Genomic DNA, 22,457 nt, shown 5'->3' on the forward strand with positions numbered 1-22,457 from the left:
ATGACCTTCAGCGAAGAGTCCTACGTGGACGATGTGCTCGTGCCGGTGCGGACCGGCTGGTCTCCGCACCGCAACTACTTCCGGGTGTACCGCCTGCCGGCACACCCTCGTCAGGCGGAGGTCGACGCGGCACTGGCCGACCTGCCCGCACGGTGGGGAACGCCCGAGTTGCGCCTGCACACCGTGGCCTGCGAACGCCTGCACGCCTGCCACGCCACAGCCACCGCGGTGCTCGGCGACCCCGCCGCCCGCGCCCGGCACCGGGAGTTCGTCGAACGCGAGCACCACGCCCTCGTCGAGGTCGTCCGCCACCGATTGCACGGAGCGCCGGCCCTGACCCGTGACGACGTCGCCGCCGTGGTGCGCGTCGCCGGTGGCCGGTGGAGCACTCCCGACGTGGTGGCCGCGCTGCACACCGTCGGCGCCGCCGTGCGCGAACCCGTGCCGCTGCCGCGCACACCCCGGCCGAAGCGCTGGCAGACGTTGCGCGAGCACCTGGCCGACCTTCCGCACGACTCGTTGTGGGAGTACCTGTCCCGCACCGCGGAACTGCGCGGCGCGGACACCACCCCGGCCGAGGTGGAGACGCGGCGACAACGTTTGCGGGTCTCGCGCGACCGGGCCGCGGACGCCGAACGGGCCGTTCTCGCACTCGTCCGGCTGTGGGCGGCGGCGCCCGGTGGCCTGTCCGCCGCACTCGCGCACGACCTGCTGGCCGAACTCGCCGCCGCGACGGTGTGCGGCTATCAGGCCGTACGTGACCTGACCTCACCACAACGTTGCGCCGCAACCCTTTCCGCCGCTCCCGACGCCGTGGCGTACGCCGTCTGGTGCGCCCGTGAGGAGGCGGCGTGGACGGAGGCCTACTTCGCGGCGGTCGACGCACACCGGCTCCCCGCCGCGCTGGACCTGCTGGAGTCACGCCCGCTGCCCGACTCGTGGGCCCGCGTCCGCGACGGGCTGCGCGTCCGGCTCGACCGTCTGTTCGCAGGTCTTGCCCAAGCTCACGAGGCGGAGGCCGCGAACCCGGAGGACGCCGCCGCCCGCTACCTGGCGATCGGCCGCGAGCTGACGGACCCGGCTGTCGACGAGGGTCTCCTGCGTTGCCCGGCAGCCGCTCCCGCCGCGGTCTCGGCCACTGTGGACGGTGCCGCGGTTGTCGTGGACTGGCAGCCATCGCCGTCCGCAGCGGGCAACATCGGCTACCGGGTGAGCCGCGGGACGACGCTGCTGGCCGAGCAGGCGACCGCACCACTCGTCGACCTCGAAGCGCCAGTCGGCGTGCCCCTGATCTACACCGTGACGGCGTTGCGCGATGGCGTGCCGGGAGGAGCCGCGTCCGCCGAACCGGTCGCGGTGCTGTCCGAGGTGACGGATCTGAGGCTCGTCACCGAACCGGGAGTCGTCTTCGGGCGGTGGACGCTGCCGCCGGGGGCGTTGCGAGCGGTCGTCCGGCGCACCGGTTCCGGCGTGCCCGCGGACGAGACCGGTTTCACCGATCGGGACGTGGAGCCCGGAACCGCGTACACCTACCGGGTGCTGGTCGAGTACGCGACGCTCCGCAGCCCCGGCGTCGACGTCCGGGTGGTCTGCCTCGGCGAGCCGGACGCCGTCACCGACCTGCGGGCCGTGGCGGCGGGCGACGTCGTCGACCTCACCTGGACACCTCCGCACGGCGACGAGGTCGAGATCCGGCTGCTCACCGCTCCCGAGGCCGCGCCCGGTGGCGTGGTCCGGCTCGACCAGGCCGCACTGGCGGGACCGGTCGTCGCCACGAGCCGCTGCGGACGCGTCCGGGTGCCCGCCGCCGGCCTCGCGGGCGGGCGCACGCTGGTACCGGTGACCGTGTCCGGACCGGTGGCCACCATCGGCACACCGGCGACCGTCGACATCTCGTCCGTGGAGGTGACCGGCCTGCGCGCGGTGCGGCTCGGCCCCCAGGTCCAGCTCTCCTGGCACTGGCCCGCATGGGCGCGGGAGGTGCTGGTGGTGTGGCGGCACGGCGGCCCGCTCGCCGGACCGGACGACCCGGCGGCACACCGATGGCGCGTCACGAGAACCGCCTACCTGACCCGTGGGGCGCGACTGAACGCGGCCGAGGCGGGCAGTCACTGGTTCGGGGTGTGCGTCCTCGACGACGGGCAGCTCGGTCCACTTGCGACGGTCGAGTCGCCTTGCCCGGTCCAGCTGCGCTACCGGCTGCACGGACGGGCGCGCACGTTCGCGGTGGAGGTCGAGTGCGATGCGGACCTTCCCGACGTCGTCGTTCTCGGGAAGGAGGCTCGGCGGCCGCTGGATCCCGACGACGGTGTCGTGCTCGCGACGGTGCCGGGCGGGCAGCGGGCCGGTCGGGCCGAGTTCACCGTGCCCGCCGAACTGCGCGGACCGGTGCACCTGCGGGCGTTCGCGCTCGACGACTCGATGTGGGTGTGCCATCCCGACCCGCGCGACCTCGTCGTGCGGTGATCGGAGCGTCGTGATCTGCCCGTACTGCCGGACTCGGTGCGCCGGGGACCAACTGCTGATGAGCTGCGGTCCGCTGTGCGCGTCCGCACCACCGTTCGCGGTGAAAGCTTTGCGGCGCAACCGATGCCCGCACGGCCGCGTTCCACTCGCCCGGCGGGTCTGCCCAGCCTGCGGACGCGCCGTTCCCCGCGAGTACGCCGAGGCGCCGGGCCGCGCGATCGTCGTGGTGGGAGAACGCGAAGCGGGCAAGAGCACGTGGATCTCGGCGGCCGTCCGCCAGTTCGAGACCGGCGAAGCGGCGCTGGCGGGACTGTCCGTGCACCTGCTCGGCGAGAGTTCCCGCAACCGGTACGCGGATCTGGGCACCCCGACGACGGAGCCGCTGTTGATGAGCATCCGGTCGGTGAGCGCGAAGCCGTCGGTGCTCGCGCTGTACGAACTGCCGGAGGACGACTGCCCGCCGGACGTCATGGCCACCGCGGCGGGGGTGGTGCGGGTGATCGACCCGGTACGGCTCCCCGGCGTTCGCACGCTGTTCGGCCTGGAACCCCAGCTACCGCGACCACTGCCGTGGACGCACCACGCCCCGACAGCGATGACGGTGAGCAAGCTCGACCTGATCCGGGACATGTTCACCGACGGCTCTCCGCTGCGGCGCCCCAGCCCGCAGGACCGCGGTCACGTGGAGTCGGACAGCCTCGACGTGCACCACGAGGTCGAGGCCTGGCTGGCCCGCTGGGGCGGCATCGGGACTCCGTCCGGTCATCGCTGCTTCGCACTGTCCGCCGTGGACGGACAGCGGGTGGCGGAACCGTTGCTGTGGCTGCTCTCCCAGCTCCGCGCGACGAGGGCCTGAGCCATGGGCGTCTTCGCCGTCGTGGCGTTCGTCGTACTCGCGCCGCTCGCCCTCGTGTCGTTCGTCGTGGCGTTCGCGGCGAGCACGGCGATCGGCATCGCGACCGCGATCCGCAGCCCGGCACGCCGGGAACCGGCGCACCGGGCCGGCGAGGATCCCGCACACCGGATCTACCTGGCAGGCCCCGCTTTCCAGGACGTGGGGCGACTGAGCCGCGCCGCCGTGCACGCGACCTACCGCCGGCTCGTGGCACTGCCGGATCAGGAGTTCCCGGACTCGATGTTCGCCAGGATGTGGCGCAGGCGGTCGATCAGGAACCTGGACGGGCCGCTGATCCTCCCGCCCGCGGGCCTGGCAGGCGGGTACGCGCTGGGTTTCCTGACGGTGACGCTGCTGATCGCGGCCGTCACGGCACTGCACGCGGTGCTGGCGGGCACGATCGTCCTGGCCGTGCGAGCCACGGCGGGTTGCCTGCGCTGGTTCGAGATCATCACGCTGACCCTGCGCGGCGTCACCACGGAGTGCGGCACGTGCGAGCAACGGGTCCGCCCCGCGTACACGTGCACGTGCGGACGGGTCCACCACGACCTCACCCCAGGCGCTCAGGGCGTCCTCCAGCGAACCTGCCTGTGCGGCCACCGCCTGCCGGTGCTTCTGCTCAACGGCAAGCACTCCCTGCCCGCGAGCTGCGGCCGGTGCCACACCCCGTTGCCACCGCTGGCCCAGTCGGTCCCCGCCGTGCACCTCGCGATCGTGGGTAGCGCGGTGGGACGGTCGGCCTTCGTCGAGGCCGTCCCGCCGCACGGCGTTCTCCTGGGAGAAAAGAACTCCCGGCGCCGGGTACACCTCCACGACACCGTCGGCGACACGTTCGAGCACGCCACCGCCCTCGGACTGGCCGGCGGCGTGATCCTCGTCATCGATCCGTTCGCCGCCCCCGACCCGAAACTAGTGCTCGACCGCGTGACCGAGGCGCTGACCGAACTGCGCGGAACCGCGGTTCCACTGGCCGTGCTCCTCACCGGCACCGACGCGCCGGGCACGGGAGATCACTCGATGACCATCAGGCAGTGGCTGCTCGACCACGGCCGCGTCGACCTGGTGAACTCCGCGCGGAACCACTTCACCCGAGTCCGCTACTTCGTGGCCGCCGACACCCCCTGGGCACCCGTCCTCTGGCTGCTCGGCCACGTCCCACCTGGGCGTTCGGCGGTATGATCCGGCGCATCATGGGTGAAGGCACGGAAGACCCCGCGGGCAACGGCGACGCCGTCATCGACGACCCCATGCTCACCACGCCGCTGGCCAGGATGATGGCGCTGGCGATGGGTACGGATGTCCGCGTGTTCGAGGTGCCCGTGGCGCACAGCGCGGGACTCGCGGGCCTGGTCGGCGTCGGCTCCGGCCCGGACGGCGAGCCGCAGTGCAAGATCGGGCTCACCGACGACCTGGACGACGGCCTGCGCGCCGACGTCCTCGCGTTCGGCCTGGCGGTGCTCGTCGGCACGCCGGAGATCCTCGACGAGAGCCCGGACGGCGTCCTCGGGATCAGCAGGGAGCGGCTGCCGCAGGCCGGCAACGGCCCCGGCAACCTGGCCTGGCACATGCTGCAGACGTGCGGGCGCGAATCGCCGTCCGCGACGTTCCAGCTGATGATCATCCAGCCCGACCTGTAACCCGCGCCGGCTCGAACACCGCGCGCTCACCCCGCACGTCCTCTGTGGACCTGCCGTGCCCTCATCAGGCTGATTCCGTGTTTATCCGTTCCGATAGCCGGGTATCAAGGTTGCCGGAAGTAGCGCCATGCCAAGGAACTTGGAGCCGAGCCTGTGTGGTGAGACAGGAGGAACGACCAGTCATGTGGTTCGTGAACGGGAAAAACGCGGAGTTCCTCAACGGCGCGTCGGCGGGCACCATCGACCTCGCCCGCGGCCTCGCCGGGTCGGGCCGGTCGCTGCCGGAGATCGCGGCGATGATCGAGCGGGCGCCGGTGGGCTTCGCCGTGGTGGACGAGCGGATGCGGTTCCTCTACGCCAACCCGGAGTTCGTGTCGATGCACGGCCTGGCGGGCAGTGACCACGTCGGGCTGACGATGAGCGAGGTCGTTTCCCCCGCGTACGAGGCCACGCTGGAACCCCACGTCGCCGAGGTGCTCGGGGCCGGTGCCGTGCACCGCGACGTCGAGACCCGTGCCGACGTCGGAAACACCAGGAAACAGCTCCTGCTCAACCTGTTCCCGCTGTGTGATCACGAGAACGAGGTGATCGCCGCCGTGGTGGCGGTGCAGGACCTCACCAGGTCCCACGAGGTCGCCGAGCTCGAAGGCCTGCGCGTGGAGGCCGAGTGGACCGACCGGCTGGACCGGACGCAACGCGCGGGCGGCACGGGTTCCTGGGAGATCGACCTGCGCAGCGGCAGGATCGTGTGGTCGGCCAACCTCTGCCGCATCGCCGGTGTCACCCACTCCCCGAACACGCTCGAGGAAGTCCTCGCGCTCGTGCATCCCGAGGACCTCGAACCGGCCAGGGCGTCCTTCACCGGCCTCACCCTGCACACGCCCACACCCGACATCGAATACCGGCTGTGCACGCCCGACGGCCGCGTCGTCGTGATCTCCGCGATCGCCGAGGCGGTCGCGGACGCCACCGGAACCGTGGTCGCACTGCGCGGCATGTGCGTCGACCGCACCGCCAGGCGCACGGCCGAGGCCGACGCGCGGGCGGCCGTGGTGCGAGCGGACGAGATGACGGCGCAGCTGAAGGACGAGCGGGAGATCGTGCTCCAGCTGCAACGGGCCCTGCTCCCGCCGAGCATTCCGGCCGTCGAGGCGACCGAGCTGGCCGTGGCCTACCAGCCCGCGAACAGCTCGGCCGGTGTGGGCGGCGACTTCTACGACGCCTTCCCGCTGGCCGACGGCAGGCTCGCGATCGCGGTAGGTGACGTGATCGGCCACGACATCAGGGCCGCGGTCACGATGGGCAGGGTCCGCAGCGCCATCCGCGCCTACGCGATGCTGGACCCGCTTCCCGAGCGCGTGCTGCGAGACCTGAACCTGCTCGTTCACTCCGGAAATGACATGACGATGACGACGGTGTTCTACGGCGTCTACACGCCGTGGGACGGCACTCTCCGCTACGCCAACGCCGGTCACCCTCATCCGCTGCTGGTCCGCGACGGCGTCGCCCGTCCGATGGCGCACCGGCACGGGCTGATCACGGGCGCCGTGAAGCACGCCGAGTACCTCGCGTTCGAGACGTCCCTTCGCCCGGACGACGTGCTGGTCGTCTACACGGACGGGCTCGTGGAACATCGCCACGACGACATCGACACGGGTGTCGAGAAGCTGTGCGCCGCCGTGACGGCGCCGCACCTGCCCGAACGCCTCGACGAGCTCGTGCCGGCGGTCATCAGCGCCGTCGCTCCCGAACAGGGTCGCGACGACGTCTGCGTCCTCGCGCTGCGCCCCAGACCGCATCCGCCCAAGTTCACCGAGGCGAGACCGAACCTGGCACGGTGAACAGCCCTACGATGCTCTGGCGAGCGTCGAGCAGCCTGCGCCGCCGTGTACTCCCCCAGGCGAAGAAGGAGCGCGGCGGCATGGCCGACGAACCAGGAACGTTCCCGCCGTCACCGGCTCCCTCGACCGACGATCGGCCTGATCCCGTCGAACGTCTCGACGAGACGACGGAAGCACTCGCGGTGCTGCGCGACGCGCTGACCGGCGAGGAGGACCTGGACGAGGCGCTGCAGCGGCTGGCGGAGACAGCGGTCAAGGCGATCGTGGACGCCGACGCGGTGACGGTCTCGGTGCTCGAGCTGGACCAGACGCACACGGCGGCCGCGACCGACAAGCTTCTCGCCGAGGTCGACGAGAAGCAGTACAGCGCCGACCGCGGCCCGTGCCTGGAGGCCGCCCGCACCCTGACAGCCGTCCGCGCGGTGGTCGGAGAACACCTCGACGAATGGCCCGAGTTCGAGTCGGCCGCGGCGGCACACGGCATCCGCGCCTACCTGTCCGTGCCAGTGGTGCTGCCGGCGTCGGAGAGGTCCGAGGCGCAGCACGTGGGCTCGCTCAACATCTACAGCCGCACCGCGGACGCTTTCGACCCGTTCGACGAGAGCCTGATGCGTCTCTTCACCACCGCGGCCTCCGCCACGGTCACCAGCGCGCAACGGTGGCAGCGCTCCCGCAAGCACATCCAGCACCTGGAGCAGGCGCTCGAGTCGCGTGCCGTCATCGAACAGGCCAAAGGCGCGCTGATGGCCGCGTACGAGTGCACGGCGGACGAAGCCTTCACGATGCTGGTCGAACGCTCTCAGCGCGAGAACGTCAAGCTCCGCCAGGTCGCCGTCACCCTGCTGAAGACCGTCACTCGCTCAGGTGAGCCGGGCAACGGTTGATCGCTTCGGTGAGCGGGCATCCCATCACCGGCGTACACGGCGTGACATCGCGAAGTGAGGGCGAAGTGATGAACGGCAGGACCTCTTCGGATGCCGCGCACGTTCTGGAACTCGACCGCGACGCCACCGACCTCGGCAGGATTCGCCGGTGGACCGAGTCCGCCCTGGCCGGCCTGCACCAGGACGAGCTCGTCGACGTGCTGCTGGTCGTCACGGAACTCGTGTCGAACGTCTACGACCACGCCCGGTTCCCGGCGCGCGTCCAACTGCGGAAGTCCTACGAGCCGTGCACGGTCACCATCGCGGTCGAGGACGCCTCCCCGTCGAAGCCCGTGTTGCAGCCGGTCTCGCCCGACTCGGTGCGCAGCCGCGGCCTGGTGATCGTGAACCAGCTGGCCAAGCAGTGGGGCGTGGTCCAGCGCAGGGTCGGCAAGTCCGTGTGGGCGCTGGTCCCCTGTCCGCTCACCTCGTGAGGTGACCAGAAGGTGGCAGCGCCGCTCCCCCCGCTGCGCCGCCACCTTCTCCCCCGATCGTGGATCCCCTCCTCCACGCGGCAGAGCCTGCCAGGGTGAACCTGAAGAGACGCTGAAGGAACCTGAACCGGATTTCAGGACGCGATCATGAGGGATGCGGCACGCTGCTCCCATGCGCGTGCTCGTGGTGGAGGATGACCCCCGTCTCGCCGACCTGCTCACCCGCGGCCTGACCGCCGAAGGGTTCGCCGTCGACGTGGAGCGCACCGGCACGGACGGGCTGTGGCGGGCGCGGGAGCACCCGTACGACGTGATCGTCCTGGACATCATGCTGCCCGGTCTCAACGGCTACCGGGTGTGCCAGGAGTTGCGGGACGCGGGCGTCTGGACGCCGATCCTGATGCTCACCGCGAAGGACGGCGAGTTCGACGAGGCCGAGGGCCTGGACACCGGCGCGGACGACTACCTGACCAAGCCGTTCTCCTACGTGGTGCTGGTGGCCAGGCTCAGGGCGCTGGCCCGGCGGTCGCGCACCTCCCAGCCGGTGCTGTTGCGGGCCGGTGACCTGGTGCTCGACCCGGTCAGCAGGGAGTGCCACCGGGGCACCGCGCGGATCGACCTGAAGGCCAAGGAGTTCTCGGTGCTGAGCTTCCTGCTGCGGCACGCGGGCGAGGTCGTCACCAAGTCGGAGATCATCGACGGCGTGTGGGACGCGGCGCAGGACCCCGACCCGAACCTCGTCGAGGTCTACATCAGCGCGCTCCGCCGCAAGATCGACACGCCGTTCGACCGGCGGAGCATCACCACCGTGCGCGGCGTCGGCTACCGGTTGGTGGACCGATGAAGTCCTTGCAGGTCAAGGTGACCGTGCTGGCCACGGTGATCACCGCGGTGCTGATCGGGCTCGTCGGAACGCTGATGCTGACGGCACAGCGCCAGCAGATCGCCGACCAGACCGCGGACAGCTCACGCGTGCACTACATGTGCTCCAGCACCGAGAACTGCGTCCGGCTGAGCGAGCGGACGACCGCGCCCACACCGGGGGTGCTGGTCCGGTACGCGAGCACCGAGGTGCGGCCGGAGTTGTCGATCTGGCCGTTCACCGGCCCCGGCGAGACCCCGTACCAGGTGATCGGTGAAGGGTGGCGTCCCAACGAAGAAGAGGCGCTGACGATCGTCGACCAGGCGCAACAGCAGCTGAACAACGCGACGCTGGTCCTGTTCGGCGTGCTCGCCTCGATCATCGCGCTGGTTTCGGTCACGGTGCTGGCCGCGACCAGCCGGGTGCTGCGGCCGGTGGAGGCGATGCGGGCCGAGGTGGCCGAGATCAACGAGCACAACCTCACTCGGCGCGTCCCGGTGCCGTCCTCCGACAACGAGATCGCCCGGCTGGGCAAGACGCTGAACGAGACCCTGGACCGGATGCACCGGGCCGTCGAGGACACCCGCAGGTTCGTCGGGGACGCCTCGCACGAGCTGCGCAGCCCGCTGGCCGCGTTGCGCGCCGAGCTGGAGATCGCGCTCTCCCACCCGCACCTGGCCGACTGGACCACCGTCGTGAAAGCGGCGCTGGAGGACACCGAACGGCTGCAGGAGCTGACCACGGATCTGTTGCTGCTGGCCAGGTTGGACGCCGACGCACTGGACAGGCAGGACACCGTGGACCTCACCGCCGTGGTGCGGCGGGAGGTCTCCCGCCGGGGGACGGTCACCCTGGAGGCCGACGACCAGGTCCTCGTTCCCGGACGGCAGGCCCAGCTGTCCCGGCTGCTCGGCAACCTGCTGGACAACGCCGAACGCCACGCGGGCACCGCGGTCGTCGTGCGGCTGCGCGGCGGGCCTTCCGCGACGCTGGAGGTCATCGACGACGGACCCGGCATCCCCGAAGCGGACCGGGAACGCGTCTTCGACCGGTTCACCCGGCTCGACGAGGCCCGCACCCGTGCCGCGGGCGGCGCCGGTCTCGGGCTCGCGATCGCCCGGCGCATCGCCACCAGGCACCACGGCACGCTGGAGGCCACCGACGCCGAGGGGTTCCGCGGAATCCGTTTCGTGGCAACGATTCCGACCGGCGTTCCGCTGCCGAGGAAGGCCGCCGCGCAGCAGCGCGCCGGCGACGAGGTGTGGCAGTTCCTCAACGGCTCGATCGTCCCGACGCACGGCCACATCCCCGAACCGCGCCCGGCACCCGAGCGGGAGCTGGAGTGGGAGCTCATCTTCGGGGAGCACCCGCCGGTGCCGAGGTGATCAGGTGCGGGCGAACCGCCGCGCCTCGTGGTGGGCGGCCATCCGGACGGGCGCGTTGACCACCCCGAACCCGCGGTAGCCACCGATCCGTTCGACCACCTCGAAGAACACCCTCGCGCCGGCCAGTTCGGTGTAGAAGTGCAGGTACTCACCGAACTCGTCGCGGTCGTAGAGCACCGAGTTCCGCCGCAGCGCGCCGACCCGGTCGGCCGGCAGGTTCGTGCGCGCCATCAGGTCGTCGTAGTAGTTGCCGGGGATGTCGAGCAGCCGTGCACCCAACTCCCGCAACGCTTCCGCGCACGCGACCGCGTCGGTACAGGTGAACGCGATGTGCTGGGGTTCTTCCACCGCCGGCGCCCAGCCCCCGCGCCGGACCAGCGCGCAGTCCAGGGTGAGCCGGACGCCGCCGCCACTCACGCCGCGCCCGCGCACCAGGCCGAACGGCGCCGCGAACTCCGCCGTCACCCCCGGTTCCAGACCCAGCACCGAACGGTAGAAGAGGCCCGCCTCGTCGAAGTTGTCGAACGGCTGGGTCAGCGCGACGTGGTCGATGCCGGTGATGCCGGCTTCCGGCGCCGACTCACCGGTCGGCACGAAGTCGCCGAGCCAGTCGTCGTCCGCGCACAGGAAGATCTCGGTGCCGTCCGGTGCGGCGATCGCCGTCAGCGGCGCTTCGCCAGGACCGGCCTCGCGTGCCAGCGGGGGCGCGAGCAGGACCTTCGCGCGCACCGCGGCGGCGGCCGGGTCCGGCACGGAGACGCCGAGCGCACCGATCGCGCCGAGTTCGCCCTCCGCGTTGACCAGCACGCGCGCTTCGCCCTGCGTCCACAGTTCCACCGGCTTCGAGCGATGCACGCCTGCCCGTGTGAAGCCCAGCACGGCGAGGTCCGACTCCCCCACGACCTCGGCGAAGGCGTAGCCGGTCGGAACGGGCGCGGCGGGAACGTCCAGCAGCCGCAAGGAGTCCTGCAGACCGACGAGCGACCGCATGGCGTCGACCGCGGCGCGGTGCGGGTCGGACTGGCGGAAGACGTCGTTGAACACTTCGAGAGAAAGCGGACCGCGGTACCCGGCGTCGAGGACGTCACGGGTGAACGTGGTCAGGTCGAAGTCGCCCTGTCCCGGGAAGAGCCGGTGGTGGCGGCTCCACGGGAGGACGTCCATCGGCAGCGTCGGCGCGTCGGCGAGCTGCAGGAAGAAGATCTTCTCGCCCGGGATCGCGCGGATGGCCCTGGGATCGTCCCCTTTGGACAGGATGTGGAAGCTGTCGAGGCAGACGCCGAGGGACGGATGCCCGGCGCGGCGCACGATCCGCCACGCGTGCTCGTAGCCGTTGACGTACCTGCCCCAGGCGAGCGCCTCGTAGGCGATGCGCAGGCCGCGTTCGCCCGCGCGCGTCGCGAGCAGGTGCAGCTGTTCCGCGGCGAGATCGTCGTCGTCGATGGCTTCTGGCGAAACGGAAGAACACACCAGCACGGTGTCCACGCCCAGTTCGGCCATGACGTCGAACTTCTGCTCGGCGCGGCGGAGGTTGGCGGCGAGCACGTCCGGCGGCACGGCCTCGAAGTCGCGGAAGGGCTGGTACAGGTCGATGCTCAGGCCGAGGTCGGCGCAGCGCCGCCGGATCTCCGCCGGACCGCGGCGGTCGGCGAGCAGGTCGTTCTCGAAGAGCTCGACGCCGTCGAAACCCGCCTCGGCGGACGCGGTCAGCTTGTCGTCCAACGTGCCGGACAGGCACACGGTGGCGATCGCGGTGCGCAGGTCAGGACGCATGAGCGGGCTCTCCTTCCAGCTCCTCGAAGTGCGCGAGCATCCGGTCCGCGTCCGGTTCGACGCCGGTGAACAGCCGCAACGACTCTGCGGCCTGCAGCACGACCATCCCGCCGCCGTGCAGCAACCGGCAGCCTCGTGCGCGCGCGGCGGCGAGGAGTGCGGTCTCCAGCGGCCGGTAGACGATGTCGGCGACCCAGAGTTCGCCCCGCAGCAACGACTCGTCGAGCGGCAGGCCGGGATGTGCCGCCATGCCGGTGGGGGTCGCGTGGACGAGACCGTCCGCCGTGCGCACGGCCTCAGGGGTGCAGGTGGAGGCCCGGCCTGCGCCGAAGCTGCGTTCCAGCGCCGTCACCAGCTTCGCGGCGCGTTCCTGGTCGACGTCGTGGACGCCGAGGTGTCCGATGCCGAGCGAGAGCAGTGCGTGGGCCACGGCGGCGCCCGCCCCGCCCGCGCCGAGCAGGACGACGTCGCGCATCCCGGCGTCTGGCAGGCCCCGGCTCAGGCTGCGGGCGAAACCCGTCGCGTCCGTGTTGTGGCCGATCGCCCTGCCGTTCTCGAAGACCACGGTGTTGACGGCGCCGAGCGCGGCGGCCTGCGGGACGAGTTCGTCGAGGTGCGGCAGGATCGCCTGCTTCGCCGGATGGGTGATGTTGAGGCCGTCGAACCCCTCGGCCCTGGCCTGCGCCAGCACCTCGTTCAGCGGCAGGCCGATGACGTCGAGGTCGAGCAACCGGTAGGAGTAGCGCAGTCCGAGCTCGGCGGCCTCGCGCTCGTGCAGCGCCGGGCTCAGCGACGGGCCGATGCCGGAGCCGATGAGCCCGATCTGGTAGGTGGTCACCCGGCCTCCACTTAATGTACGAACTAGTGAGTTCACTCTAGCGCGCCGAGTCGCCCGCAGGAAGTGCTGGACTAGAGTTGGCTGGTCATCCGCAGATCGAAGGGGGCTCGGTGGCCGCACCGCCGTCATCCGAGGAGCGCCAGCGGGACAAGGACCGCACCCGCGCCGACATCCTGGACGTAGCCACGCGGGAGTTCGCGGACAAGGGCTACACGGGGGCGCGGGTCGACGAGATCGCCGAGCGCACCAGCACGACCAAGCGGATGATCTACTACTACTTCGGCGGCAAGGAACAGCTCTACATCGCCGTTCTGGAGCAGGCCTACCTCGAGATCCGGGCGCTGGAGGCCGAACTCGACGTCGAGCACCTCGAACCTGAGGACGCCATCCGCAGGCTCGCGGAGCTGACCTTCGACCACCACGAGGCGCACCCCGACTTCATCCGGCTCGTCAGCATCGAGAACATCCACCGCGCCGAGCACATCGCCCGCTCGGAAGTCCTCGCCGGACTCGCGAACCCGGCGCTCGACGGCCTGACGCAGATCCTCGAACGGGGCCGCGCCTCCGGCCGGTTCCGCGCCGACGCCGACCCGCTCGACGTGCACATGGTGATCAGCTCGTTCTGCGTCTTCCGGCTCGCGAACCGGCACACGTTCGCCGCCATCTTCGGCAGGGACATGCTCGACCCCGGCCGCCGCGAGCACTACCGACGCATGCTCGGTGACATGCTGATCGACTATCTGACCAGCTGAAATCTCACTCTTGACACACGGGGGTCACATATCCGACCTTGTATTAACTAACTAGGTCGTACATGGGAGTACGCCGTGACCACATCGATGGCCCGCAAGACTGCGCTGGCAGCCTGGATCGGCAGCGCCCTCGAGTACTACGACTTCTTCATCTACGGCACCGCCGCCGCGCTGGTCTTCAACAAGGTCTTCTTCCCCGCCGCCGATCCGGCGACGGGAACCCTGCTCGCTCTCGGCACGTTCGGCGTGGGCTACCTGGCCAGACCGCTCGGCGCGTTCATCCTCGGCCACGTCGGGGACCGCTTCGGCCGCAAGAAGGTCCTCGTCTTCACGCTGCTGCTGATGGGCGTGGCCACGTTCGCCGTCGGCTGCCTGCCCACCTACGCCACGGCAGGTGTCCTCGCACCGATCCTGCTCGTCCTTCTCCGCCTGCTGCAGGGACTTTCGGCCTCGGGCGAGCAGGCGGGCGCGAACTCGATGTCGCTGGAGCACGCCCCGGACAACCGGCGGGCGTACTTCACCAGCTTCACGCTGAGCGGCACGCAGGCGGGCCAGATCCTCGCCACGGCGATCTTCCTGCCCGTGGCGGCACTTCCGCAGGAGGACCTGCTGTCGTGGGGCTGGCGCGTGCCGTTCTGGTGCAGCGCGATCGTCGTGGTGGTCGGCTTCGTCATCCGCCGCAAGATCGACGAGACCGCGGAGTTCAAGCGCACCAAGGCGGCCAAGCTCCCGGTCGCGGTGTTGTTCCGGACGCACTGGGCCGACGTTCTGCGGGTCGTCCTCGCGGCCACGATCGCCTCGGTCAGCACGATCTTCACCGTCTACGCCCTGAGCTACGCGGTGAACACGATCGGCCTGGAGCGCACGCCCATGCTGTGGGTCGGCGTGCTGGCCAACGTCGTCGCGCTGGCCGCGATCCCGTTGCTGGCAGGGCTTTCGGACAGGATCGGCCGCAAACCCGTGTTCCTCGCGGGCTGCGGCGCGTGCGCGATCCTGATCTTCCCGTACCTGTGGTCGATCTCCATCGGCGCGTACGGACTGGTGTTCGCGCTCGGCATCCTGCTGTTCGGCGTGTGCTACTCCGCGATCAACGGCATCTGGCCGTCCCTGTACGGCGAGATGTTCAGCACCGAGGTCAGGCTGTCCGGCATGGCGATCGGCACGCAGATCGGGTTCGCCATCGCGGGCTTCGCGCCGAGCGTGGTGGCGGCGATCGGCTCCGGGCGTGACGACTGGATCGGCGTCGCGATCTTCACGGCCGGGGTGTGCGCGCTCAGTGCGACGGCGATCGCGACGGGACGCGAGACGTACAAGCGTCCCACGGCCGAGCTCGGCCGCCTGCCGCAGGAAGCTCCTGCCGGGGCCTCATTGGGCCGTTGAGTGGTGACCGGGGCGGCTCCGCCGGGGTCCAATGATCCGGCGGAGTCGCCAACGGAGGTGTGCCATGCGAACACGGTTCGTGGTGTCGTTGCTGGGGCTCGTGCTTCTCGCGGGTGGTGCGCCCGCGGTGGCGGAACCGCTGCACGTTCCCGGCGACCAGCCGTTGCCCGGTTACACCATCGTCAACCCTCCGCTGGCGCCGGAGGTGATCGACGGGCGGCCGACGAGGGTGCTGCAGGGCGTCCACCGGCACTCCGCGTACGTCGTCGAGGTGCCCGCGAAGTGGAACGGCCGGCTGGCCATGTGGGCGCACGGCTACCGCGGCACCGGCACCGTGCTCACCGTGGACCCGCCGGCGTACGGCCTGCGCACCCGGATGCTCGGCCAGGGCTACGCCTGGGCCGCGTCCTCCTACTACAGCAACGGTTACGACGTCCGTGCCGGCGTCACGGCGACGCACGACCTGGCCCAGCACTTCGGCACGCTGGTCGCCAGGCCGAAAGAGGTGTTCGTCGCGGGTGTGTCGATGGGCGGGCACGTCATCGGCCGTTCGCTGGAGCAGTATCCGGGCTTCTACGACGGCGCTCTGCCCATGTGCGGGGTGCTGGGCGACCACGAGCTGTTCGACTTCTTCCTCGACTACCAGCTGACGTCGCAGGCGCTCGCCGGGATTCGCGCCCATCCGATCCCGGCCGACTACCCGACGGCCGTGGTGCCGCGCATCCAGGAGAAGCTGGGGCTGACCGGACTCGTGCCCGGCGGCCCGGACACCGTCACGGACCGGGGCGCCCAGTTCCGCGCGAACGTCGTCGAGCTCAGCGGCGGACCGCGGCCCGGCTCGACGCCTGCTTTCGCGTACTGGAAGGACTTCCTGTTCAGCCTCGCCTCGCCGGCGAACGACAGCGCGCCGCTCGCGCTCGATCCCGGCCGGCTGGCGACCAACCTCGGCACCCGCTACCGGCCGAACACCCCGGTCGACCTCGACCGCGCGGTGCAGAGGGTCGCGCCGCGCGACTGGCGGACCCGCCTCTCCCCCGCGCTCACCGAGGTGCCGGGCATCGCGGGCAGGCCACAGGTTCCGGTGCTCTCGTTGCACGGCCTGGGCGACCTCTTCGTGCCGTTCTCGATGGAACAGGACTACCGGGCCGACGTCGCCCGCCACGGTCAGTCGAAGTTGCTGGTGCAGCGGGCGATCCGCACGGTGGACCACTGCGAGTTCTCGCCGGCGGAGGCAGGCGCGGCGTGGGACGACCTCGTGGCGTGGACCGACCGCGGCCGCAAGCCCGCCGGTGACGCGATCGGCGATCGTGACGCGGTCGCCGCGCCCGGTTTCGGTTGCCGGTTCTCCGATCGTGCCGCCTACAGCGGTCCCGGCACCCGCAGGTTGTTCTCGCCCTGTCCGGTGAACTGAAGTCGATGGCGGTTTCGAAACTTTGCCGTTCGACGTCCTTCACCGCGACGCCGGGCCGGGCGTTCACCTGGAGTTTCGACGAATTCGACAGCGCATTCGACGGGTTCGACGGCTATTGATCCGCTGGAGGGGTCCGGTCGACACTGCTGGAAGTTCGATTCGGGCGGTATGTGGATTTGGCGCAATCCCTGCCGCTCGCACCGAACGGTGTGTTGACCGATCCACTCCACCCGCCTCTCGCGGGTGCTTCTCAGAAAGCGCCGAAAATGACGCTGACAGCGAAGTCAGTCGCACGAGTCACGCTCGTGTCAGCCCTTCTCACCGCCGTCGCGGGTGCCGCGATCATCGGAGCGTCGCCCGCCAGTGGTGCCGCCTCCACACTGGGCGCGGCGGCCCAGCAGAGCGGCCGCTACTTCGGCACCGCGGTGGCCGCGGGCAAGCTGGGCGACTCGACCTACACCGGGATCCTGAACCGCGAGTTCGACATGGTCACGGCCGAGAACGAGATGAAGATGGACGCGACCGAGCCCAACCAGGGCCAGTTCAGCTACGGCAACGCCGACCGGATCGTGAACCAGGCGCGCAACCAGGGCAAGCGGATGCGCGGGCACGCCCTGGCGTGGCACATGCAGCAGCCGGGCTGGATGCAGAACATGTCCGGTTCCGCGCTGCGCAACGCGATGCTGAACCACGTCACGCAGGTCGCGACCTACTACCGCGGCAAGATCTACGCCTGGGACGTCGTGAACGAGGCCTTCGCCGACGGCAGCGGCGGCGGGCGCCGTGACTCCAACCTCCAGCGCACCGGCAACGACTGGATCGAGGCGGCGTTCCGCGCGGCCCGTTCGGCGGACCCGAACGCGAAGCTCTGCTACAACGACTACAACACCGACAACTGGTCGCACGCCAAGACCCAGGGCGTCTACCGGATGGTGCAGGACTTCAAGTCCCGCGGCGTGCCGATCGACTGCGTCGGCTTCCAGGCGCACTTCAACAGCGGCAACCCGGTGCCGTCCAACTACCACACCACCCTGCAGAACTTCGCCGCCCTCGGCGTGGACGTGCAGATCACCGAACTGGACATCGAAGGCTCCGGCAGCTCGCAGGCCCAGCAGTACCAGGGCGTCACCCAGGCCTGTCTCGCCGTCTCGCGGTGCACCGGCATCACCGTGTGGGGCATCCGCGACTCGGACTCGTGGCGTGCTTCCGGCACCCCGTTGCTGTTCGACGGCAACGGCAACAAGAAGGCGGCGTACAACTCGGTCCTCAGTGCCCTGAACAGCGGCACGGACCCCGGACCGACGAGCACCACCACCACGACCACCACGACGTCGTCCAACCCCGGCGGCGGGGGCTGCACGGCGACCTACTCCGAGGGTGAGAAGTGGAGTGACCGCTTCAACGGCAACGTCACCGTGACCGGCACGGACAACTGGATCGTCACGGTCACCGTCAGCTCGCCGCAGCGGATCATCGCCACCTGGAACACCAGCGCGACATGGGGTTCGGCCGACGTGATGACCGCGCGCCCCAACGGCAACGGCAACACGTTCGGCTTCACCATCCAGCACGGCGGCAACTGGAACTGGCCGAGCGTCTCCTGCCGCGTCGGCTGATCATCGCGGTCTCCGGAATTGTCGGACCCCCTTGCTACGGTCGGTTTCAGCTGATCAACGCGAGGGGGAAAGACAGTGGCCGCTGCCACCACGTACCTGGAGCTGTCGGAGTCCGGCGGAAGTGCGCACAAGTTCTACGAGGTGGTCGTGGCCGGCACGACGGTCACCATCACGTTCGGCCGCATCGGTGAGCGCGGGTCCACTCGCGAGTCCACGTTCGCCGACGAGGCGAAGGCGGTGAGCGCGGCCGAGAAGAAGATCGGCGAGAAGGTGCGCAAGGGGTACGCGCCCGCGGTCAAGGGGCAGCGGGCGCGGCGGGCGATCACGCGACGCGAGATCACGAGCGTGCGGTCGAGTGCCCGGCAGGCGCCCGTGTTGTGGCGCTTCCACTCCGGCGCACCGGCTTTCGGCATCTTCATCGGCGAGGACGAGGCGTGGGTCGGCAACGAACGCGGTGACGTCTTCACCCTCGCGCACGACGGCCGGGTGACGGGGCGGTACGGCCTGCCGGACGGCGTGAAGTGCATCGTCGCCGACGACTTCTGGATCTACGCGGGCTGCGACGACGGCCGCGTGTACGACCTGGGCGGCAAGGTTCCGCGCGTCGCCTACGAGATCGCCAACGACGTCGACATCTACTGGCTCGACATCGACGACGGCGTGCTCGGCGTGTCGGACCGGCAGGGCGGCATCACGATCGTCGACCACGAGGACGAGTTCCAGTGGTCGCGCCGCAGCACGGGCGACAGCGCGTGGATGGTGCGGTGCGCGCCGGAAGGGGTGTTCCACGGGCATTCTCGCGGCGTCACGCACTACGCGGCGCGCAGCGGTGATCCCGTGTGGCACGCCGAGACGGTGGGCGCCGTGCTGTTCGGCTGGCAGGAGCCGACCGAGGTGTTCGCGGGCACCAGCCGCGGCTGGGTGCACCGGTTAGCTCGCTCGAACGGCGCCGAGAAGGCGCGTTACCGTTGTGACGCAGCGGTTTTCTCGTGCGCCACCTCGCCGGGCGGTGACTACGTGTTCGCGGGCGACAATCACTCGTCGGTGTACTGCTTCGCGGCCGACGGCACGCGGTTGTGGAAGCTCGGCACCGGCTGCGGTTCCGCGTACTCCATGCAGTACCGCGACGAGCGCCTGTACATCGTCACGACCGATGGTTCGCTGGCGTGCATCGACGCCAGTCCCGCGGCGATTCACGCCGCCGAGCAAGGAGAACTGCCGCAGCGCAGCGACATCAAGGCCGACCACTGGCAGCGCGTCGAGGCCACGGCCGCGGTGGAGACCGTGGTGGCCGGCGCGGTTCCGGCCGGTGGCGTCGTCGTGGAGTGCGTGCAAGACGGCGGGCGTCTGCGCGTGCACGTCATCTCGGACGGGTACGACCGCACTCGCGCCGTGCAGTTCCCGAAGGACATCCGCGTCCCCGGCGCGCGCTACCTGGTGACCGAGATCCACACGTCGGCGAGCGGCGGCTTCTACCGCGCGAGGGGAGAGATCAAGCGGCTCCTGTGATCGCGGCAGGCGTTGCGCCGGCTGGGGATCTTCTCCTTCACCGGGCGAGCAGGTGGTGAACGCGCTCGGCCTCCGCCTTCATTCCACGATGAAGGTAGATGCCGAGCGCTTCCCGCCACACGGCCTCGCCGCACGAGTGCCGGCCGAGGGCGACGAGGGTGTGGCCCAGCCGTTCGAGGCCGTCCGCGAGCCCGAGGAGATGTCCCAGTTCCCGCACCACGGCGATGGACTCCTCGTAGTACCGGGCGGATTCCTCGTAGTGGCCGCGCCGGTGGGCGATGAGACCGAGGCACGTCAGCACGGCCGCCTCGCCGGTGCGGAAGCCGTGCCGGCGGTGCCCCGTGAGCGCGAGGCGGCTGTAGCCGCGCGCCGCGTCGAGCCGTCCCAGGGCGGCCGCGTGCCAGCCCATCTGCGCGAGCGCACGCGCCTCCCACCGGGGTTCCCCGACGGCCCGGTAGAGCTCGAGCGCCTGGCGGGCGTGCGTCAGCGCCTGCCGGGGGTCCTGCTGTCCCCAGGCGACCCCGAGCGAGTAGTGCACCCCGGCCAGGTGCACGGTGTCGTCGCAGTGCTCGGCCAGGGCGAGGGCCCGGTGGAGGTGCTCGACGGCGATCTCGTGGTGTCCCAGGGAGATGTGGGCGACACCCGTCATGCGTTCGGTGTTCGCGAGCACGGCCGGATCGTCCAGGTGCCCGGCGGCTTCGGCGGCCAGCCGCCACGTCGTGAGCCTCGCCCGCACGAGCCCTCGCCGGACCGTGAACGTGTGCAGGTGCCACGCCAGCAGCCACGTGACGGCGTATCGCCGCTGGTCGAGTGCGCTTTGCTGGGCGGCGACCAGGCATGCGAACTCGGCCTCGAACCAAGCCTGCGCCGTCGCGTCGTCAGGCACCGGGTCGAGGTGGACGTCGCGCGTGACGTGGTCGAGCGGCGACGGGAAGCAGATCTGGTCCATTACCTCCTCCGCCACCCGCGCGGCCTGCACGTAGTGGTCGAGCACCCGCCGCGAAGCGTCCTCCCGCACCGGTTCCGGCACAGCGCGGGCGACGACCGTCGTGGCGTAGGCGCGGACCAGGTCGTGCATCCGCCATCGGCCCGGAACGTCCTGGTGCAGCAGGGAAGCCTCTTCCAACGCCCGTAGCGCCTGCCTGGCCTGTGCCGGTGCGACGCCGAGGAGGTTCACCGCCGCCGCCAGGCCGATGTCGGGACCGGGAGCGATGCCCAGCAGCGCGAAGGCGTCGCGCAGCCGAGGGCAGAGAGCGCGCAACGACCACGACAGCACGGCGGGCAGGCTGGCGGACGGTTCCTCGCTGTCGAGCACGTCGATGACGGCCTCGTCCAGTTCGGCGGCGAGAGTCGCCAGCGGGAGGCCCTGCCTCATCTGGGCGTGGGCGGCGACGATGCTCAGCGCCAGCGGGAATCCGCCGCACACCGCGATCAGCCGGTCGGTGGCGACCGGCTCGGCCTCCAGCCGGCCCGCGCCGAGCCGGTCGGTGAGCAGCGCACGGGCCTCGGCCTCGGTGAGCTCGCTGAGCAGCAGGTGCTGGGCCGCCTGCCGGGTGATCAGGCCGGGCAACCGGTTGCGGCTCGTGATGATCACGGCGCACAGGTCGTTGCCCGGCAGCAGCGGCACGACCTGGTCGGTGCAGGCGGCGTTGTCGAGCACCAGCACCATCCGCCTGCCCGCGACGAGCGAGCGGAACAACGCCGCGCGGTCCTGGGTGCAGGCGGGGATGCGGCCGGGTTCGACCGACAGCGCGTGCAGCAGGCCTCCCAGCGCCTCCCCCGCGGTCATCGGCTCCTCGGTCGGGGAGAAGCCGCGCAGGTCGACGAACAGCTGACCGTCGGGGAACCGGCCGGCGTGCCGGTGCGCCCATCGCAACGCGAGACTGGTCTTGCCGATCCCCCCGGTGCCCGCGATCGCCGAGACGGCCGTGGTGCGGGTGGCGTCGAGGCGGTCCAGTTCGTCCCGGCGCCCGACGAACGTCGCGGGCTCCGAGGGCAACTGCCGCGGCACCACCGGGATCGTCCTGGCCGCGGCCGGCAGGGGATCGCCGACGAGGATCCGCTGGTGCAATTCGCGCAACGCGGCGGAGGGCTCGGCGCCCAGCTCCGCCAGCAGCCGCTCACGGACCTGCCGGTAGTGCTCCAACGCGTCGATGCTACGCCCGGACCGGTGCAGCGCCACCAGGTACTGGCCCGCCACGCGCTCGTTCAACGGATTCCGTGCGACCCGTGCGGACAGCTCGGCCACCAGTTCCCCGCCCTCGCCGGCGGCCAGCCGCGCGTCGACGAGTTCGTTCGAGGCCGCCAGCCGCTCCTGCTCCAGCCGGTCGCGTTCCTCGCGCACCCACTCGCCGTCGAGGCCGGTCAGCGCCTCCGCCCGCCACAACGCCAGCGCCTCGGACAGCTTCCCGATCGCGTCACCGTCCCGCGCACGGGCCCGCAGGTCCTGGAACCGCAGCAGGTCGATGGCGTCACCGGTCAGGACGTACCCGCCGGACCGGTGCGCGATCTCCAGCCCGCCGATCCCGGCCACCGCGCGCCGCAGCCGCGACACGTAGCTGTGCAACGTCGTCCGCGACCGGGGCGCCGCGTCGACGCCCCAGACCCGGTCGACCAGCCGATCGACCGGCACGACCTTCCCCGCGTCGACCGCCAGCGCCGCCAGGACGCACCGCTGCCGGGGCGGCCCCAGGTCCACCGCTCCCGCGCTCACTTCTCCCAGAAGACGCAACACC

The 22,457-nt window shown here is 70.8% G+C and carries 17 protein-coding genes; 14 read left to right on the top strand and 3 right to left on the bottom strand.

What is annotated here, in order from left to right:
• From ACIRG5_RS35785 to ACIRG5_RS35825, 9 genes are all read left to right on the top strand, one after another.
• Positions 1-2,466, top strand: coding sequence for a hypothetical protein (locus tag ACIRG5_RS35785; RefSeq protein ID WP_402913227.1), 2,466 nt, complete (start codon positions 1-3; stop codon positions 2,464-2,466).
• Between the two features lie 58 nt (positions 2,467-2,524).
• A complete protein-coding gene (locus tag ACIRG5_RS35790; RefSeq protein ID WP_402913229.1) occupies positions 2,525-3,322 on the top strand; it encodes a hypothetical protein in 798 nt (265 codons plus the stop codon).
• A gap of 3 nt (positions 3,323-3,325) precedes the next feature.
• On the top strand, positions 3,326-4,540 hold the full coding sequence (locus ACIRG5_RS35795) for a hypothetical protein (RefSeq protein WP_402913232.1): 1,215 nt from the start codon (positions 3,326-3,328) through the stop codon (positions 4,538-4,540).
• 11 nt (positions 4,541-4,551) lie between these two features.
• Positions 4,552-4,998 (top strand): hypothetical protein, encoded by a 447-nt coding sequence (locus ACIRG5_RS35800; protein ID WP_402913258.1) that lies wholly within the window; start codon positions 4,552-4,554, stop codon positions 4,996-4,998.
• Positions 4,999-5,189: 191 nt separating this feature from the next.
• Positions 5,190-6,839, top strand: coding sequence for a SpoIIE family protein phosphatase (locus ACIRG5_RS35805; protein WP_402913261.1), 1,650 nt, complete (start codon positions 5,190-5,192; stop codon positions 6,837-6,839).
• Complete coding sequence (locus ACIRG5_RS35810; RefSeq protein ID WP_402913263.1) at positions 6,836-7,723, top strand: ANTAR domain-containing protein; 888 nt, start codon at positions 6,836-6,838, stop codon at positions 7,721-7,723. Before ACIRG5_RS35805 ends, ACIRG5_RS35810 begins: the two co-directional genes overlap by 4 nt.
• Positions 7,724-7,791: 68 nt before the next feature.
• Positions 7,792-8,196, top strand: a complete 405-nt coding sequence (locus ACIRG5_RS35815; RefSeq protein WP_402913265.1) for an ATP-binding protein — start codon at positions 7,792-7,794, stop codon at positions 8,194-8,196.
• Between the two features lie 172 nt (positions 8,197-8,368).
• The gene (locus ACIRG5_RS35820) at positions 8,369-9,040 is read left to right on the top strand and encodes a response regulator (protein WP_402913267.1); all 672 of its coding nucleotides are present in this window, start codon (positions 8,369-8,371) and stop codon (positions 9,038-9,040) included.
• A complete protein-coding gene (locus ACIRG5_RS35825; RefSeq protein ID WP_402913270.1) occupies positions 9,037-10,443 on the top strand; it encodes a sensor histidine kinase in 1,407 nt (468 codons plus the stop codon). The genes ACIRG5_RS35820 and ACIRG5_RS35825 overlap by 4 nt, the downstream gene beginning before the upstream one ends.
• On the opposite strand, the gene ACIRG5_RS35830 is transcribed toward ACIRG5_RS35825, so the two are convergent.
• Both ACIRG5_RS35830 and ACIRG5_RS35835 read right to left on the bottom strand, forming a co-directional pair.
• Positions 10,444-12,216, bottom strand: coding sequence for a TIM barrel protein (locus tag ACIRG5_RS35830; RefSeq protein WP_402913273.1), 1,773 nt, complete (start codon positions 12,214-12,216; stop codon positions 10,444-10,446). It lies immediately after the preceding gene.
• The gene (locus ACIRG5_RS35835; protein ID WP_402913275.1) at positions 12,206-13,054 is read right to left on the bottom strand and encodes a shikimate dehydrogenase; all 849 of its coding nucleotides are present in this window, start codon (positions 13,052-13,054) and stop codon (positions 12,206-12,208) included. The genes ACIRG5_RS35830 and ACIRG5_RS35835 overlap by 11 nt, the downstream gene beginning before the upstream one ends.
• A 110-nt stretch (positions 13,055-13,164) precedes the next feature.
• Between ACIRG5_RS35835 and ACIRG5_RS35840 the strand changes: the two genes are divergently transcribed.
• The 5 genes from ACIRG5_RS35840 to ACIRG5_RS35860 all read left to right on the top strand — a co-directional run bounded on the left by ACIRG5_RS35840 (position 13,165) and on the right by ACIRG5_RS35860 (position 19,722).
• Entirely contained in the window at positions 13,165-13,806 is a 642-nt protein-coding gene (locus tag ACIRG5_RS35840) for a TetR/AcrR family transcriptional regulator (RefSeq protein WP_402913277.1), read from the top strand.
• Between the two features lie 75 nt (positions 13,807-13,881).
• Complete coding sequence (locus ACIRG5_RS35845) at positions 13,882-15,186, top strand: MFS transporter (protein ID WP_402913280.1); 1,305 nt, start codon at positions 13,882-13,884, stop codon at positions 15,184-15,186.
• 64 nt (positions 15,187-15,250) lie between these two features.
• Positions 15,251-16,597 carry a hypothetical protein gene (locus ACIRG5_RS35850; RefSeq protein WP_402913283.1) on the top strand — a complete coding sequence of 449 codons (1,347 nt, stop codon included), beginning with the start codon at positions 15,251-15,253 and terminating at the stop codon, positions 16,595-16,597.
• Positions 16,598-16,863: 266 nt separating this feature from the next.
• Positions 16,864-18,213, top strand: a complete 1,350-nt coding sequence (locus tag ACIRG5_RS35855) for an endo-1,4-beta-xylanase (RefSeq protein WP_402913286.1) — start codon at positions 16,864-16,866, stop codon at positions 18,211-18,213.
• A 75-nt stretch (positions 18,214-18,288) separates the two neighbouring features.
• Positions 18,289-19,722: a WGR domain-containing protein gene (locus ACIRG5_RS35860; RefSeq protein WP_402913289.1), complete on the top strand. Its 1,434-nt coding sequence runs from the start codon at positions 18,289-18,291 to the stop codon at positions 19,720-19,722.
• Between the two features lie 37 nt (positions 19,723-19,759).
• Here ACIRG5_RS35860 and ACIRG5_RS35865 read toward each other — a convergent pair whose 3' ends face one another.
• Positions 19,760-22,456: a BTAD domain-containing putative transcriptional regulator gene (locus ACIRG5_RS35865; protein ID WP_402913292.1), complete on the bottom strand. Its 2,697-nt coding sequence runs from the start codon at positions 22,454-22,456 to the stop codon at positions 19,760-19,762.
• Between the last annotated feature and the right edge of the window lies 1 nt (position 22,457).

Origin of the sequence: Lentzea sp. NPDC102401 (assembly GCF_044765805.1) — a bacterium.
Lineage (GTDB): Bacteria > Actinomycetota > Actinomycetes > Mycobacteriales > Pseudonocardiaceae > Lentzea > Lentzea sokolovensis.

Excerpts from the sequence above, each read along its gene's own strand:
- ACIRG5_RS35785 (WP_402913227.1), top strand. The coding sequence starts at position 1 with ATGACCTTCAGCGAAGAGTCCTACGTGGACGATGTGCTCGTGCCGGTG.
- ACIRG5_RS35790 (WP_402913229.1), top strand. The coding sequence starts at position 2,525 with ATGAGCTGCGGTCCGCTGTGCGCGTCCGCACCACCGTTCGCGGTGAAA.
- ACIRG5_RS35795 (WP_402913232.1), top strand. The coding sequence starts at position 3,326 with ATGGGCGTCTTCGCCGTCGTGGCGTTCGTCGTACTCGCGCCGCTCGCC.
- ACIRG5_RS35800 (WP_402913258.1), top strand. The coding sequence starts at position 4,552 with ATGGGTGAAGGCACGGAAGACCCCGCGGGCAACGGCGACGCCGTCATC.
- ACIRG5_RS35815 (WP_402913265.1), top strand. The coding sequence starts at position 7,792 with ATGAACGGCAGGACCTCTTCGGATGCCGCGCACGTTCTGGAACTCGAC.
- ACIRG5_RS35820 (WP_402913267.1), top strand. The coding sequence starts at position 8,369 with ATGCGCGTGCTCGTGGTGGAGGATGACCCCCGTCTCGCCGACCTGCTC.
- ACIRG5_RS35825 (WP_402913270.1), top strand. The coding sequence starts at position 9,037 with ATGAAGTCCTTGCAGGTCAAGGTGACCGTGCTGGCCACGGTGATCACC.
- ACIRG5_RS35830 (WP_402913273.1), bottom strand. The coding sequence starts at position 12,216 with ATGCGTCCTGACCTGCGCACCGCGATCGCCACCGTGTGCCTGTCCGGC.
- ACIRG5_RS35850 (WP_402913283.1), top strand. The coding sequence starts at position 15,251 with ATGCGAACACGGTTCGTGGTGTCGTTGCTGGGGCTCGTGCTTCTCGCG.
- ACIRG5_RS35855 (WP_402913286.1), top strand. The coding sequence starts at position 16,864 with ATGACGCTGACAGCGAAGTCAGTCGCACGAGTCACGCTCGTGTCAGCC.